General features: G+C 47.5%; 12 protein-coding genes. 9 read left to right on the forward strand and 3 right to left on the reverse strand.

Annotated elements, in window-relative coordinates; all coding sequences use genetic code 11:
- The first annotated feature begins 301 nt into the window (after positions 1-301).
- The 9 genes from NT002_00615 to NT002_00655 all read left to right on the forward strand — a co-directional run bounded on the left by NT002_00615 (position 302) and on the right by NT002_00655 (position 8,720).
- On the forward strand, positions 302-1,528 hold the full coding sequence (locus NT002_00615; GenBank protein ID MCX6827779.1) for an aldo/keto reductase: 1,227 nt from the start codon (positions 302-304) through the stop codon (positions 1,526-1,528).
- 106 nt (positions 1,529-1,634) lie between these two features.
- Positions 1,635-2,777, forward strand: a complete 1,143-nt coding sequence (locus tag NT002_00620; GenBank protein ID MCX6827780.1) for an ABC transporter substrate-binding protein — start codon at positions 1,635-1,637, stop codon at positions 2,775-2,777.
- 22 nt (positions 2,778-2,799) lie between these two features.
- Positions 2,800-3,705: a branched-chain amino acid ABC transporter permease gene (locus tag NT002_00625; GenBank protein ID MCX6827781.1), complete on the forward strand. Its 906-nt coding sequence runs from the start codon at positions 2,800-2,802 to the stop codon at positions 3,703-3,705.
- Between the two features lie 7 nt (positions 3,706-3,712).
- Positions 3,713-4,666, forward strand: a complete 954-nt coding sequence (locus tag NT002_00630; protein MCX6827782.1) for a branched-chain amino acid ABC transporter permease — start codon at positions 3,713-3,715, stop codon at positions 4,664-4,666.
- A 20-nt stretch (positions 4,667-4,686) separates the two neighbouring features.
- Positions 4,687-5,451: an ABC transporter ATP-binding protein gene (locus NT002_00635; GenBank protein MCX6827783.1), complete on the forward strand. Its 765-nt coding sequence runs from the start codon at positions 4,687-4,689 to the stop codon at positions 5,449-5,451.
- A gap of 6 nt (positions 5,452-5,457) precedes the next feature.
- Positions 5,458-6,168, forward strand: a complete 711-nt coding sequence (locus NT002_00640; protein MCX6827784.1) for an ABC transporter ATP-binding protein — start codon at positions 5,458-5,460, stop codon at positions 6,166-6,168.
- A gap of 331 nt (positions 6,169-6,499) precedes the next feature.
- Complete coding sequence (locus tag NT002_00645; protein ID MCX6827785.1) at positions 6,500-7,093, forward strand: hypothetical protein; 594 nt, start codon at positions 6,500-6,502, stop codon at positions 7,091-7,093.
- A gap of 111 nt (positions 7,094-7,204) precedes the next feature.
- A complete protein-coding gene (locus tag NT002_00650) occupies positions 7,205-7,789 on the forward strand; it encodes a hypothetical protein (GenBank protein MCX6827786.1) in 585 nt (194 codons plus the stop codon).
- Between the two features lie 520 nt (positions 7,790-8,309).
- The gene (locus NT002_00655) at positions 8,310-8,720 is read left to right on the forward strand and encodes a DUF1761 domain-containing protein (protein MCX6827787.1); all 411 of its coding nucleotides are present in this window, start codon (positions 8,310-8,312) and stop codon (positions 8,718-8,720) included.
- Between the two features lie 1,198 nt (positions 8,721-9,918).
- On the opposite strand, the gene NT002_00660 is transcribed toward NT002_00655, so the two are convergent.
- The 3 genes from NT002_00660 to NT002_00670 are packed head-to-tail and all read right to left on the reverse strand — an operon-like array spanning position 9,919 to position 14,429.
- Entirely contained in the window at positions 9,919-12,390 is a 2,472-nt protein-coding gene (locus NT002_00660) for a hypothetical protein (GenBank protein ID MCX6827788.1), read from the reverse strand.
- Between the two features lie 14 nt (positions 12,391-12,404).
- Entirely contained in the window at positions 12,405-13,430 is a 1,026-nt protein-coding gene (locus tag NT002_00665) for a hypothetical protein (protein ID MCX6827789.1), read from the reverse strand.
- A 24-nt stretch (positions 13,431-13,454) separates the two neighbouring features.
- The gene (locus tag NT002_00670; GenBank protein ID MCX6827790.1) at positions 13,455-14,429 is read right to left on the reverse strand and encodes a hypothetical protein; all 975 of its coding nucleotides are present in this window, start codon (positions 14,427-14,429) and stop codon (positions 13,455-13,457) included.
- Positions 14,430-15,243: the final 814 nt, after the last annotated feature.

Here is a 15,243-nt window from a genome sequence, read left to right on the forward strand (position 1 = left end):
ACTTCCGAAAGCGCAAAGACTATGTTTCTCCTGCTAAAATCTAACTCGTTATACGACATTAGGTGTCTCCTTTTGAATCAGCTTGTAAATCTTAAGGATACACCTCTTGTCGTTTTTACACACTTATAAAGATATTACCCAAGAAGGCAAATCGCTTTATATCTATTGACCCGGCCCTATTAATCTCCCGATATTGTGTTTGCAGAAAAACATGGAGATTGCGGTATGCTGGCAGGCAAGAGTCATGGTTTGAATTGCATCCTTTTCTATGGCATGATTTATGATACCACTGGAGGATAGTATGGAGGAACAAAATGACGGTGTTACCCGGAGGGGCTTTCTGACCACCGCCGTCTCGGGCCTGATATCTGCGGGACTTCTTAGTCTTCCTGCCGGCCGGCCGCTGGCTCAGGAGACTTCCGAAAAGGCAGCGCCCGCGAAAAGCAAAATCATCACCCGCCGGCTGGGACGAACTAAATTGGAAATACCGATAATCAGTATGGGAGTGATGAATGCCGATAATCCCGAGGTGGTGCGGGCCTCGTACGAAGCGGGCGTGCGCCATTTTGACACCGCCGGCAATTATCAATATGGACGTAATGAGCAGATGGTCGGAATTGTCATAAATAAGCTGGGAGTGCGTGATAAGGTAACTATCGCTACCAAGATAATGGCCCCCGCTCTGCGCCGCGGTCTGAATTCCACCCAGATAAAGGAGAAATTTTACAGCACCTTCGAAGGCAGTCTTTCGCGGCTCAATACGGATTATGTCGATATTCTTTATTTGCATGATGTCAGCAGTGTCGATGATGTCTTGAATCCGGCCAGCATTGAGGCAATGGGCCTGCTCCGGGAGCAGAAGAAAGTCCGCTTTGTCGGTGTCTCCACCCATTCCGAAATGGCGGCCGTTATCGATGCCGTTGCCCGGAGCGGATTCTATGATGTCGTCCTGACTTCCTGCAACTTCACCATGGCCGATGATTTGATTCTTCGTGATGCCATCAAGAATGCGGCCGCCAAAGGAGTCGGGATTGTCGCCATGAAGACTCTTGCCGGGGGAAGGCGCCTGCCCGGCTCTGATTCCACCGCTGAATATGCCCATGGAACCGCAACGGCGGCCGCCCTCAAATGGGTGCTCCGCAACGAGAGCATTACCACCGCCATTCCGGGATACGACAATTTCGAACATATGAAAGAGGATTTTGCCGTTGCCTACGATCTCGAATATACCGCCGAGGAGAAAAAATTCCTGTCTGATAACAAGATCAGACTGAGTTATGGATTCTGCCGCCAATGCCGCCGGTGTCTGGCCACTTGCCCGCATGAAACCGATATTCCCTCGCTCATGCGCACATACATGTACGCCGCACAGTACTCTGATTTTCATCAGGCGCGGACCACTCTTGACGATATCTCCGAAACGCGAGGACTCCGGGCCTGTCGTTCCTGTACTAACTGCACGGCCCGATGCGCCCATGACGTGAATATTCCACGGCGAATTGAGGAACTGAAGATAATCTATACCTGATTTGTCCGACGGAAAATAAACACGTTGATGTTGATTGTAATTCAGGTCTTTCGTGACATAGTTAAATTGATCGTGTTATCATAAAAGAAAACAAGTGAGGGTAAAAATGCGCCATTGGAAAATCTGTTTTACGGTTGTCTTGACAGCGGTTCTCATGCTGCTGATGATCACCTGTGGAAGCAGCACCAATCAAAACGAAATATTGATCGGGGAATATTCGTCACTGACCGGCACCACGGCCACTTTCGGACAGTCGACCCACCGCGGCCTGATGATGGCGGTGCAGGAGACCAATGATTCCGGCGGCGTGCTGGGGAAGAAGATCAAGCTGATTACCGAGGATGATCAATCGCGGCCGGAGGAGGCGGCCACCGCCGTGACCAAGCTGATATCCCGCGATAAAGTGGTGGCCGTGATCGGGGAGGTATCCTCCTCGCGGAGCCTGGCGGCGGCCCCCATCTGTCAGGCCAATCAGATTCCGATGGTGAGCAACGCCTCCACCAATCCCGAGGTGACCAGAAAGGGAGATTATATTTTCCGGGTTTGCTATATTGATCCTTTTCAGGGCGAGGTTCTGGCCAAATTTGTTTTCAACTCCCTGAAACTCAAGCGGGTGGCCGTGCTCAAGGATATCAAGAATGATTATAGTATCGGGCTGGCGCAATTTTTCGAGGAGAATTTTGGCGCCTTGGGCGGCGAGGTAGTGGCGGTGCAGGCGTACAGCGAGGGTGACGCCGATTTTAAAGCGCAGTTGACGGCCCTCAAGGGGTCTGAACCTGAGGCGGTGATCGTACCGGGATATTACACCGAGGCGGCGCTGATTGTCAAACAGGCCCGCGAATTGAACATGAATATGCCGATTATCGGCGGGGATGGCTGGGATTCGGGTAAACTGGTGGAGATCGGCGGCGCCGCCATGGAAAATACTTATTTCAGCACGGCTTATACCGCGGATGACCCTGACCCGGTAGTGCAGAATTTCGCCGATAAATATAAGAGCCTCTATAAGGATATTCCCGATGCCTTTGCGGCGCTGGGATATGATGCCGGTATGATTCTCTTTGATGCTATCCGCAGAGCCGGCGGTATTGATGGCGCCGGAATCCGTGATGCCCTCGTGGCTACCCGGGATTTCCGCGGCGTCACCGGATTAATCACCATCGACAAAGATCGCAACGCCCGCAAATCGATTGTAATAATCACAGTCGTAAATGGAAAGTTGACTTATAAGGAGACCATCCAGCCGTAGGAAATTCCTGCGGCTGCACTCGATGAGTGAGTTTCTTCAACAGGTCATAAACGGCGTCTCCCTGGGGAGTATTTACGCCCTCATTGCGCTCGGATACACCATGATCTATGGTATCCTGCGCTTTATCAATTTCGCACATGGCGATGTCTTCATGATCGGGGCCTTTGTCGGCTACTATGCGGCGCCCCAGGTCATGAAAATAGCCGGGGGATCGGTTTTTCTGAGCGCCATTCTGGTCATGCTGATCGCCATGATCGTCTGCTCCGTTCTGGGCGTCACAATCGAGAAATTGGCTTATCGGCCGCTTCGCTCGCGCCCCAAGCTGACTGTACTTATCACCGCTATCGGCATGTCGTTCTTTCTGGAGTACGGCGGCCAGCTGGTGTTCGGCCCCGACCCCAAGCTCTTTCCGACTCTCTTTCCATCGGCGGCTATTGTCAATGCCAAGAATCTCGTTATCAGCACCAACTCGGTAGTCGTAATAGTCACTGCGTTGGCGCTGATGCTGCTGCTGCGTCTGATAGTCTTCAAAACAAAACTCGGCACCGCCATGCGTGCGGTCTCATACGACCACCGGGCGGCGGCGCTGATGGGAATCAATATCGACACCGTGATATCATTCACCTTCGTGCTCGGCTCCAGTCTGGCGGCGGCGGCTGCGCTCCTATATGCCTCGGTTTATCCCAGCATCAATCCCCTGATGGGGATATTCCCGGGCCTGAAAGCCTTTATCGCGGCCGTGCTCGGCGGCATCGGCAATCTTTTCGGCGCCGCTCTGGGGGGACTGATTATCGGCCTGACCGAGACTTTTGTTACCGGCTATATCTCACCGACTTTCCGCGATGCCATCGCTTTTGCCATACTGATCCTGATCCTGCTTTTCAAACCCTCCGGAATCATGGGACGGCATGAAGCGGAGAAAGTCTGATGGTTTTATGAAACGGCATCTGTCAAAGCTATATCTTCTGGGCGCTCTGATCGCGGCCGGGATTCTGTCTCTTTTCGAATCAAGCATCAGTCCCTATTACTATCAGATTATCATCTACATCGGTATTAATATCATCCTTGCCTCCAGTCTCAATATCATCAATGGCTTTGCCGGGCAGTTTTCGCTGGGGCATGCCGGATTCATGGCCATCGGCGCCTATACCTCGGCGGTGATAACCTTCTCGGCGCATGCCCAGCCCGGAACAGTGACCGGCTATGCCGTCTTTACCGGGGCGCTGCTGGCAGCCGGCCTGGTGGCGTCGTTTTTCGGACTTCTGGTCGGCATCCCCAGTCTTCGCCTGAAAGGCGATTATCTGGCTATCACCACCCTTGGTCTCGGCGAGATCATCAGGGTCATCATACAGAATCTTGATTTTCTGGGGGCGGCGCGCGGCTTCACCGGCATCGCCAAGATGTCCAATTTCTTCTGGGTTTATGGCGTGGTGGCCGTTGTTATTGTCCTGATCTGGAACTTGATTCATTCCACTTACGGCAAGGGGTTTCTGGCGGTACGCGATGATGAAATCGCCGCCGAGGCGATCGGTATCAACGCCACTCACTACAAAGTTGTCGCCTTTGTCACCGGAGCTTTCTTTGCCGGTATCGCGGGAGGGTTGTACGCCCACTTTGTTACCTATATCAATCCCTCCCAGTTCGGCTTCTTGCGCTCTTTCGAAATCGTGGTAATGGTTGTGGTCGGCGGTATGGGCAGCATCGTCGGCGTCATTCTGGCGGCGGTCATATTGACTATTCTCCCCGAGGCGCTTCGCGCCATCGCCCAATACCGCATGGTCATCTATGCCCTGCTGCTTATCGTCATCATGCTCAGCCGTCCGCAGGGATTGTTCGGCGGCGGCATAAATGTCAAGTGCTCTTTCCGCAAAGCACCGACCGGAACATAGAGGATTTACAGGCGGCAACTATGGCTTTACTATCGCTTCGAAATTGCACTATCAGGTTCGGCGGTCTGGTGGCCGTATCGAAACTGACCCTTGATATTGAGTCCGATGATCTGCTTGGGCTGATCGGCCCGAACGGGGCGGGGAAGACCACGATGTTCAATATAATCACCGGCGTCTATAGGCCGACCTCGGGCGAGATTCTCTTTGATGGTTCCAGCATTGTCGGGATGAAACCGTATCATGTCGCCCGGCTCGGAATCGCGAGGACTTTTCAGAATATTCGGCTCTTTCCCTCGCTGACGGTATATGAGACCGTGCAGGCGGCATTGCAGAAAAGCATCAGCTATGGTTTTGCGCAGGCGGCCGTGCAAATGAAAAACCTGCACCATCAGGAAAGGATTATTCATGATACAATCATAGAAATACTTGATTTCTTTAACCTTACAAGAGTAAAAGACGAAATGGCGGTCTCTCTTCCGTACGGCTTCCAACGACGGGTGGAAATTGTCCGGGCGCTGGCCGCGCGGCCGCGGCTGCTTCTGCTTGATGAGCCGGCCGCCGGGATGAACCCTTCCGAGAAAGCGGCTCTGATGGAGCTCATTGCATCCATAAGGGAGCACTATCAGAGCGCCGTTTTCCTGATTGAACATGATATGCGCGTGGTGATGGGTATTTGCAAGCGGGTCTCGGTCATCGACTACGGCGTCAAAATTGCGGAGGGAACGCCGCAGGAGATACAGAACAATCCCCGGGTCATCGAGGCATATCTGGGAGAGAAAGTATAGAAATTTATGCTGCGGATAGATAATCTTCAGGTGCGGTACGGTGCCGTCAGTGCTCTGCGGGGAATAAATATCTCTGTCGCAGAGGGACAGATAGTTACACTTATCGGCGCCAACGGGGCCGGGAAATCGACCACCCTGAGGGCCATATCCGGATTGGTCAAAGCCGTCGGAGGGAGCATTCATTTTGATAGTCACGACATCACCAACATGCCGCCGCATAAAATAGTGGCCGCCGGGATTTCGCATGCCCCGGAGGGGCGGATGATTTTCGCGAATCTCACGACGCGTGAAAATCTTGAAATGGGAGCATATCTCAGAACCGATAAGGCCGAAATCGAAAAGGATATGGAGTTTCTCTTTTTCATGTTTCCGAAACTGAAAGAAAGAATCAAACAACCGGGGGGGAAGCTTTCCGGAGGCGAACAGCAGATGCTGGCAATCGGAAGGGCGCTTCTGGCCCGCCCCAAACTGCTTCTGCTCGATGAACCCTCGCTCGGCATCGCACCGATACTGGTCAAGACCATATTCCAGAAGATTGTAGAAATCAACAGGGAATTGAAAACTACCATTCTTCTGGTGGAGCAGAATGCACACATGGCGTTGAGTGTCGCCAATTACGGGTATGTCCTGGAAACGGGCGCAATTCGTCTCGAGGGGAAAGCCTCTGATTTGGCCGGCAATGAGATGGTGCGCAAGACCTATTTGGGGGAGTTATGAGAAGCGATAAAGAACCAGGCGCATAAAGTCTGCGTTCCCTTAATCTGTATTCCGCAACCGGGGAGTAATTCAGCGCTTCAATTCTGCACCTTCAATATTGGGATTTTCGATATTTTCTTGTTTCGGTAGCCCCTCATTTATAATTTTGGTAATCGATTTGTGGGATAAAATTTCCATTAGTATTCCCGACGATATTCTACTCGCGGAAATATAGTCCACATTTATTTCGCAAAAATTCAATAATACACAGAAAAATGCTTGACAAAGGCTAATTGAGTATTTATGATAAGGTAGGTATAATCAACATCTAAGATCATCTTCTGGAGGGACATTGAAGTCTCCGATTGGATTGCGCGCCGTCGTAAAATGGGCGTTGGTGCTCGCCATATTTGCCATTGTCGTTGCGGCAGGGATATATACGGGGTTTGCGCTGACCGGCCACAAATTCGGCTCGTCGCTCGGTCTCGAGGTTGATGATTTTACCTTAAAAGAGGAAAATCTTCACCCGCTTATAGAGGAAGGCGACTCTTTTCCGCCTGTTCCGTGCCTCCTGGCCAACGGTACCGCCGGGGATATTGCTGAAATGATTAAGGATCGGCGCTCCCTCGTGGTTTTCACCGCTAATGACTGCTCCCCATGTTCCGAGTTGTTTGATTATTTGCAGGCAAAAGCCAAATCAATAAGCAAATTCGGCATTTTCCTGATTGTAGCAGTACCAACGGACTCATATCCGTACGATGAAGATCTTAGTAATTTCAAGAACGCTGCCGTGGTACAATTTGAAAATGATTATGTGACTGATTTTCACAATATCCGGGCCAGGCCTATTATGTTCGCCTTGGATCAATATGGTTTTGTAAAAGCGATTCAGTTCGGTTTTGATGGTGTGACAAATCAATATATCGCAGAATTTATCGGCAACTGAAGGCGGTACGCAAATACCAAAGAGAATAATATATTGAATAGATGACCAATTGAGAGTATTGAGACGGAATAGACATTTTTTAACCAGTTTCATTCTTGGGAGGACTGTGAAATGGGCGTCCTGCAGAATCAATATGTCAAATATCTCCTGACCGGTGTATTGATATTTGTCGGTATCTCCGGCGGCATATATGTCGGCTACGCTTTAACAGGGGGACAAAAAGGGCGATTTCAGTCCGAGGACATAAGTCCCGATCAAGGGGGGCATGATCCGCAGCCCTTCGTTACGGAGGGCGACATTGTCCCGACTTTGCCGTGTGTACTGCCGGATAGTACACCTTCCGACATCAAATCAATTATCGGCTCCGGGCGGGCCGTGATTCTTTTTTCTCATCCGGGATGCCAGCCATGCAAGGATTTGATTGAATATTGGCGTGCTCAGGTCAGACCAAATATCAAAAAGCCGATTCTCTTTGTCATTGCGATCGATTACAGCAACTGGCCCTATGAGGGCGATCTTAATGGCCTTGGGGAGGTAGTGCTTGTACGATATGATCGCTATGAAGCCAAAAGACTATACAATATTATAACGATGCCGACTCTTTTCGGTATCGACAAGGGGGGGAGGATTAAGGTGGTACAGGCCCAATTTCCCGGCAACCTGTCCCGCGAATTCATGCGGTTTTTGCGAGATTAGAGCTGCTTGCGACCATCCGAATGTGAGAAAATCATAAGGAAGGGAGGTGATGTTATTCACATGAAACGCTCTTTAACCGTCTTGGCAATTGCTTTCCTGCTCGGCGTTGGCATATATATGGCTATGCCGAATGAGGTTACTGCCTATACGTGCGGGTATGGCTGCGGCGGGCATATATTTTATGGTGTTCCCAATTACCCGGATTGTCCTCCGGATTTGTGCGCGGACCTAATTAAGTATTATTATCCTCCGACGGTCTGCGACCATGAATGCCCGGCAGCGAAATTACTTGGTTGTTATGTGTGCGACTAACATGGATTGATTTGTAGTATTCTCTTATCTAACCGTTTGGATTGGCCGCAATAGCATGAGGGCTCAGGATGAGCCCTCTTTCTTATTCAAGCAGCGCGGGCATATCTCCAAAATCGCCGCATGTAAAAGCCGGCCCATTTTTAAGTTGACATCGTGGAACTGAAACCTCTATGATTACATTTGCAATCTGAACCAAAGGAGAAATTATATGAATCATGCCTCACTCAATTATGCGGCCATTTCGGCGGCAGGGATGGCCTATTTTGTCTTTGGCGCGATATGGTATGCTAAGCCGCTTTTTGGCAAGGCCTGGATGAACGGAATCGGCAAGACTGAGGAACAGGTTAAGAAGGATTTTTCGCCGGTTAAATTGATTTATGCCGCGATATGCAGTCTGCTTGCCGCCTACGGCATGGCGCGGGTCCTCAGTTGGACTTCCGCGGCCACTGTTGGCGATGCCTTGATGGTGGCACTGGTGGCTGGCGTTTGCTTTGTCATGATGACTTTTATGGTCAACGACACCATGGAAAGCCGCCCGTTCAAACTGACTGCCGTGAATGTTCTCTATCATATTATTGGATTCCTTTTGATGGGCTTGATTTTGGGGATTTGGAAGTAGCGATTCGACTGGCGAACCGGAATTAATCTAAGAAAGCTGCAAGCGGGCGCGCAGGCCACACTGATTATAGGCGGGGTGGCTGCCTTTGGCGGGTCTGATGCCCCGCGCGGCACAATAAATGTGCGGCGGTGGGGGCCAGGCACCGGCAAAATGGGTTTGTTTCTTCGTTTTTTAAAATATCACGTTGCCCCTCCTGTAGGGAAAATGCCAAAATGGCAGGTTTTGGGGCCGGTCGATTCTTGGGTGTTGGCCTGATTGGTGATGAGCTTTTCTTCGCTAACGGACATATAATAACCACTCCTTCTACATAAGGGGGCGAAGGTTAAATCACCATCGACTCAATACAAATTTTGCAGAGAGTGTAGAAAAGTTCATCCCCAAGCCGTCCGCACGAAGCGAACGGCCTGGGAATGCCACCCATCCGGAAGTTGGGGTTCGTTTCTTCGATTTTAAAGGATTCCTTTCTTTTTGCAAGTCCATTTATCAGCTTTTGCGCCCGGCATAGTTTCCTGAGAGCCGATCTGGTTCTGATATAGTGAGTTACGACAAAATAGGGGGGACGTAAAAGGGAGCGAAGCCAATTATAAACGGTGCAACTTCTTTTGCGGCATATTGATAGCCATTTTTGGCTTCGTATTACTAATTATTTCATGGCCTTCCAGCCTCCTTTCTTATGCCGTTTAGCTGTTGAGGGAAAAGGACTTGGGCGAAAAGCGAGGGGTCAAAGGAAATGGGTTTGTTTTCAATTTGGCGGACAGATTTCGGGTGCTGCAAATTTGCGTAATGATACATTAAGTCATAGCGGGTCTTGGAGTTATTGCCGAAGCATCCGAGAGGGAGTTCGTTTACAAATGCGGCCAGATAGCGTTCTTGATTTCCTGGTGAGAGAAGTTGAAGGGCGCGAGCGACTTTCATGTTGGAGTGAGCGTCCAGATATGGGGTGTTGACACGGCCGGCTGGGATTTGTTTTGGGCTAATAGACATAAATATAACTCTCTTTCTAATAGAAGGGGGTATTGTTAAATCACCATCGAATTGATGGGGATTTTGCGGGAGGGGCGGGGGATGGGATCTGGATGAAAGTAAGTGAGGAAATCCCGACTAAAAGGCTGGGACAGGCGCAAGGATTTCGAATTACCTGGATATATATTCCGAATCGAACTTTCCCACAGCCCGCCGCGGCGGGTGGGTTACCCGTTTAATTTTTTAACTCCTTGGCCAGCATTTCCAATTTCTTGATAATATCACTCGGCATTCCCCAGCTCTGTGCGCACTCAATTGCCTCATTAATGTAATCAACTGCTGTTTTTAAATAGTCCGCGGCATCACTCTTGCGTGAATCCTGTTCCAAGAGCGCCGCCCATTTCGAAAAAACACGCGCTATTGTGCCGAAGACCTCGGGGTGCCAATGGCTTCTTGGAACCGAAGAATTTATCATTTTATCAACAATCGGAAGAGCTTTTTCTAGCCACTCCCTCTCATTTGGCTTCCTGAGGACAATATATTCTGCGTGATTATTCAGGATAGCAAGTTCACAAGCGCTGTTGCCTTTTGCAGCTTCCTCGGCATTTAGAAATGATTCAATGACTTCTTCGAATGGCCGCATATTAATTTCCACATTATTTTCGATGATTATAAGTTCTATTGTACCGATTAAATATAGAATAAGCGGGTCATTTGGATAGTTAGTTCGACTTGCCTCAGCTATGTGTCGAGCTTCATTTATAAGCGATTCGTCATTCTTTTCACAACCTAGTAATGTTAGCGTTAACACTTGGAAGTACGTGAATGAGCTTTCCCAGCGCCTTTCCCTTTTATCATCCGTAAAGAAACTATCAATCAGGCTTTTACATTGATCATATTGCCCGAATGTGAACATCAATAGAGTCGATAAAAGCATTGTCTCCGAATTTGGGGTGTCCGTATCGGCTACCTGTACAAGTTCAACATAACTCTCTCTTGCCGAATTTAAATCATCGTCTTTTAAAGCAGACTTGCGTAATGATTGGAGATGTCGTCTAATGGCATCACTCTCAAACGTAATCCTGTCAGCGTGTCTAATCATGATCTCGACGTAATATCTTATTCCGTGTAGAAGATTTGGGTATACGGTGCGTATCACATTGTCACGGATCTGATTCCAATAATGGCTATCTTGAAGAAGGCCTTTTAGCTCACGATCAAAGAACTGGTCTATCTCTTGGCCCTTGTTTTTTACGACCTCTATGAAGCGAGTCAGGGCGAGATTCCTCTCTTCATCCTTTGCGTTAATGCCGACTCCCTTGATCGCATCACTGAAATGTCTTGAATTTGCAAAAACTTCGCTATATTGTATTTTATCCAGCCATTTATAAAATTCCTTAATTGCGTTTGTCACTCCTGGTAATTCAGTTTTATCAAGAGCCTTTAAACAATTGGAACCATCATTGACTTCATCTTTATCATAATCATAATGTGTACAAGTAGTATTCCGTACTCCATCTAGATGTGGAGATAGCCATCTTTGGTGTCGGCCAAACACTGATTTCCTATCCGACACTTCAGAGAGAACACTCTGCCACCGTTCCTCACGCGTCTTGAATTGACCGCCGCAGCAGAAATGGTAATGGAGCACCGTATCTATTGTTCTAAGAGCTCTAACCTGATGGCCTTCAAAAGTTTTGATAATACATGGTCCTCTGCTTTCATCATACGGCCTGCCCGGTACTGCAGTTCTCTTCGCCTTACAGATTTCGATTATTTCCGCAAACGTCTTAGATCCAATTGCGCTATCCATTTTCTTTAGCTCACTCAATTCTTTGATGCAGAGAAAGTCATCTATGTCCCAATTCATTACTGAAAACATTGAAGTGGCGCTAGAGAGAAGTAGTACCAGCTTCTTCTTTTTCTGAGATTGTAGCCATTCGTTTATTCTGACTACCTGCTCAATGGCATAAGCATCTCTAAAATCCGTATCCCAATGCGAACGCAGCCGTGAAAATAAATCATACCAAGGACTTATAATTACCTCTTCACGTTTTAAGCTATAAACCTCTTTTGGTACTTCAGGAATCGCATCATTTATATAACGAAACCGGGCTGGCTTTGATAAAATCAAGTCGTTTAATGCTTGGCGATACCTATTTCTGGCGAAGTAAATTATTTTGAAATATTTGTGCAACTTGGACTTGACCAAATCAATCAGTTCGTTACGTGCACCAATCTGTTCAATAGACCCTGAAGATACTTGGAGTTGTTCCAACGCTTCTTCGAATCTCAGTAGTTCCTCGGATGTCAACTCCTTCTCAATAGATTTGTAGAAGTCGGTTGGTGCGGTTCTAAATTTGAATGCATTCGCTAATCGCCTTGTAATATGGGTTCCCAGCTCAAACACAAAGGGAGGCAAAAGTATGGGCTCTCCCACATCTGGCGGATGATCAAATAGGTACGAACGCGCGGCATAATGAAACGTATCTTCAATTCTGCTTTTTTTATCCAATTCATCATCAGAAATTATAATATTATGTAGAGGGTATAGGTACTGAAAAATCTCGTAGAAATCGATCGCGAAAACAATCTGCCATCCTTCCATCAGTAGCTGGTGGTCAATTTCAAGAGCATTTAAATGATAGTTGATTTCGCTTGTATCTCTATGAAGTTGCAGGAGACGTCCACAAATTGGCTTTGCCATTTTATATGCGCCCTTTAGTGTTGCACTGGCAAAAGGCTTACAAGTTGTCCTATTTCCAGTTCACCAAGCTGTTCATATTGCATGATTTCAGCATCCTGAAAAGGCTTTTGTAGTTCTTCCTGATTCGCCATTAAATCAATGGACCCCCTTGCCGTTAACTTATTCCAGAAGGACTTTAGGGAAAAGTCCAATTTACGCCCATTTATAGAATCAGGGAACTCGCAAACGCGTGCCATGTCTGGATACCAATCTCGCCAACACAAATTTAACTGCCGGTTTTTTGCTGAATATGAAAATGTCATACCCAATAAAACTAAATCTCTAAGGAAACTATCGACCAACTCCTTCGCGATTTGTACGAGCGCAGACAATATTGTAAAGAAACGCTCACCAAATCCGTTACTTCCAATAATTCTATAAAAGTCAGCAACTACGTTACGAATTTCCCCTTGAATTTCAGGAGCATTAGATTGCGCAATGTACAATCGAGGGAATTGTTCAATAGCACGATTTATACCATCAGGTCCGGAATTGTATAGGTTGGTAAAGAATAAATTGATTGTCTTGGGATCGGTAAGCTCGCGATCCAGGATAGTATGAAGATCCGGCGTCATTCCAAGTCCAACAAGCACACGTAATATTTCTACGTATAACTCCCTATGAACATCATCCTTAGCATTGACGCTACTGTTCCTCTTCGCGATCTGAAGAAGACGGTCCACCACCGGGCCCTCAGTTAATCTTAGGTAAGCTACTAGAATGGAAAGCTGTCGTATATAGCCCGCTGGATCATGTTCTGGACGAAGTGTAAGTACTAGATTGCCAATCTGCGACCTTATTTTAGACTTTAAAACCTCATCGCCCAGTCGGTCATGGAATTCCGCAACTACTTGGGCCTCATCTACATACGACGCATCGAAGAAAAGTGGCCAAGGACGACCCGATCCCAGAAAATTCTTCAACCATATACGCAAATTTTCGGCAGATTGTTCGGACAACCACTCCTGTTTCTCATTTAAAGTATATAGTCGTTTTTCCATAAGCAATCTCTTATTATCAAGATATTAAACAATTCCGTTTTCAACAAGAAACAAAAAATCTCGTTCAAAATCATGATTGTAATCTATTAATTCTGACCAAACCACGTCAACAAAAAACTCAAGGCTAGTCGAACTCGCCTCCATAACCATTGAAGGGCCAAGAGGGGCTTTGATATCAAATCCCTCAAGATTTTCTAGAGTTGTGTGAATTGATTCCCGCGCGGAAGCTTGCCACTCGTTAAACCTACGTGCGCGCCCCCAGTTACTTGCCCCATTAGACGGGAAGAACGCTGGATTAATGCTGGCCGTGAGAGTATCGAAAGTTGTAGGTTTCGCGCAGTGCTTCATGTTTTCGTTTTTGCTGAATGTGGTCTCGAAGTAGTAGCGACCAGCAGCTTCACATGACAATCCAAATTCTGCCAACTCCGTCATACAATCCGATCCGGGACTCGAACTTTTGGGGGGCAAGTCCTCAGGAAGGCCGAACCAAAACAACTCCAGACTCGTTTTGAGTTTCGCGAGGCAGTCTGGATTACTCAATGCGTATTGACGGAGTTTTTCAGCGCTATTCAACGTTTGCTTGTATCCATAGTAAGGAGTCTTGAGACAATACGAAGCGAAAGAATTACATTCAATTATACGCAGACAACGATTTAAGCTTTTGGTCTCAATGTCTCGACCCGACAAAAGCATAATAGAATTTGAGTTTGAAAAGCCAAAAGTCCGCTCTACTGGATCTTTTAAACTAGAGTTGGAATCCATATAATTGTCAAACGCGCAGAGTAAATCTATTAGGTGGGTACTATTCTGATAGACAATCTCGGCCAGTATTCTGAGTGCATAAATCTTGCAGAGTGGGTCGCCATTGAAACCTCTGATTACCGGATCAGATTTGGTTTCTCTATCGCCGACGCATTCCCTAATCCATGACACAATTTCGGGATTCTTTTTCAGTCTTCTCTCGACTTCTTTCAGAACGTCATTAATAATTCCGGGCAATTTCTTTTCCTTACACTAACTTGCTAATTTCATTGCCATAAGGCCTAGTCCCAATTAGTACCTAGACATGGCAGTGTATGTCGTCAAACAATTCTGACAGGAAAACACCTTAAATTAAGACAAACTTTTCCTGATGGCAACTGTTTTTTCGATATAATTCTCTCCTTATCCTGAGTGTTTCTATCTTGATTTGTTCTCGTTTTTCTAATATCTCCGCGGCCCGGCCATGATAGTCGTCGGCTGGTGTTACGTTGGCCTGCGATTCATGGCAGTCTTATAGGTCGAATCCCCTGCGGATTCTACAATCTTTTCATCACCATTTGTGCATTCCCGTTGGGGATATCGAATATATCTTTATTGGACCTCTTGTCAAGAATAAATGTCGAAATCCCCATTTATTCAATTGTGCGGAAATCAGGGGGAATTTAAACGTAAGTAACTGATGGAGCGGGAAAGACGGGCCGTCAGGTCGCCATCCCCCCCCGCTGGTGCGGGGAGGGAATTCAGGACCTGACGGAACAAGTGAAATTGTCGGGTTTCTCGACCCCGCTGGAGCGGCGTCCCGGAACACCGACCAACCGGGGAAATTTGCGCCTGGGGCGCAATGTCAAGACCCTAAGGGGTCGTTGACCTACATTGAATAAATCGGCACACGAGGACGTGTGCCGGGCACAGGTAATGTCAATATTAGTGTGGAAATTGGTATATCCTTTTTTTCATTTATTTAGGCTGCTTTTTGTATCATGTTTTTGATGGTTTTTATTATTTCATTGTTTCTGTGCCATTTATGATTGAAATAGTTGAATAAAGCATA

The sequence above is a fragment of the Candidatus Zixiibacteriota bacterium genome (assembly GCA_026397505.1).
Classification (GTDB): domain Bacteria; phylum Zixibacteria; class MSB-5A5; order GN15; family PGXB01; genus JAPLUR01.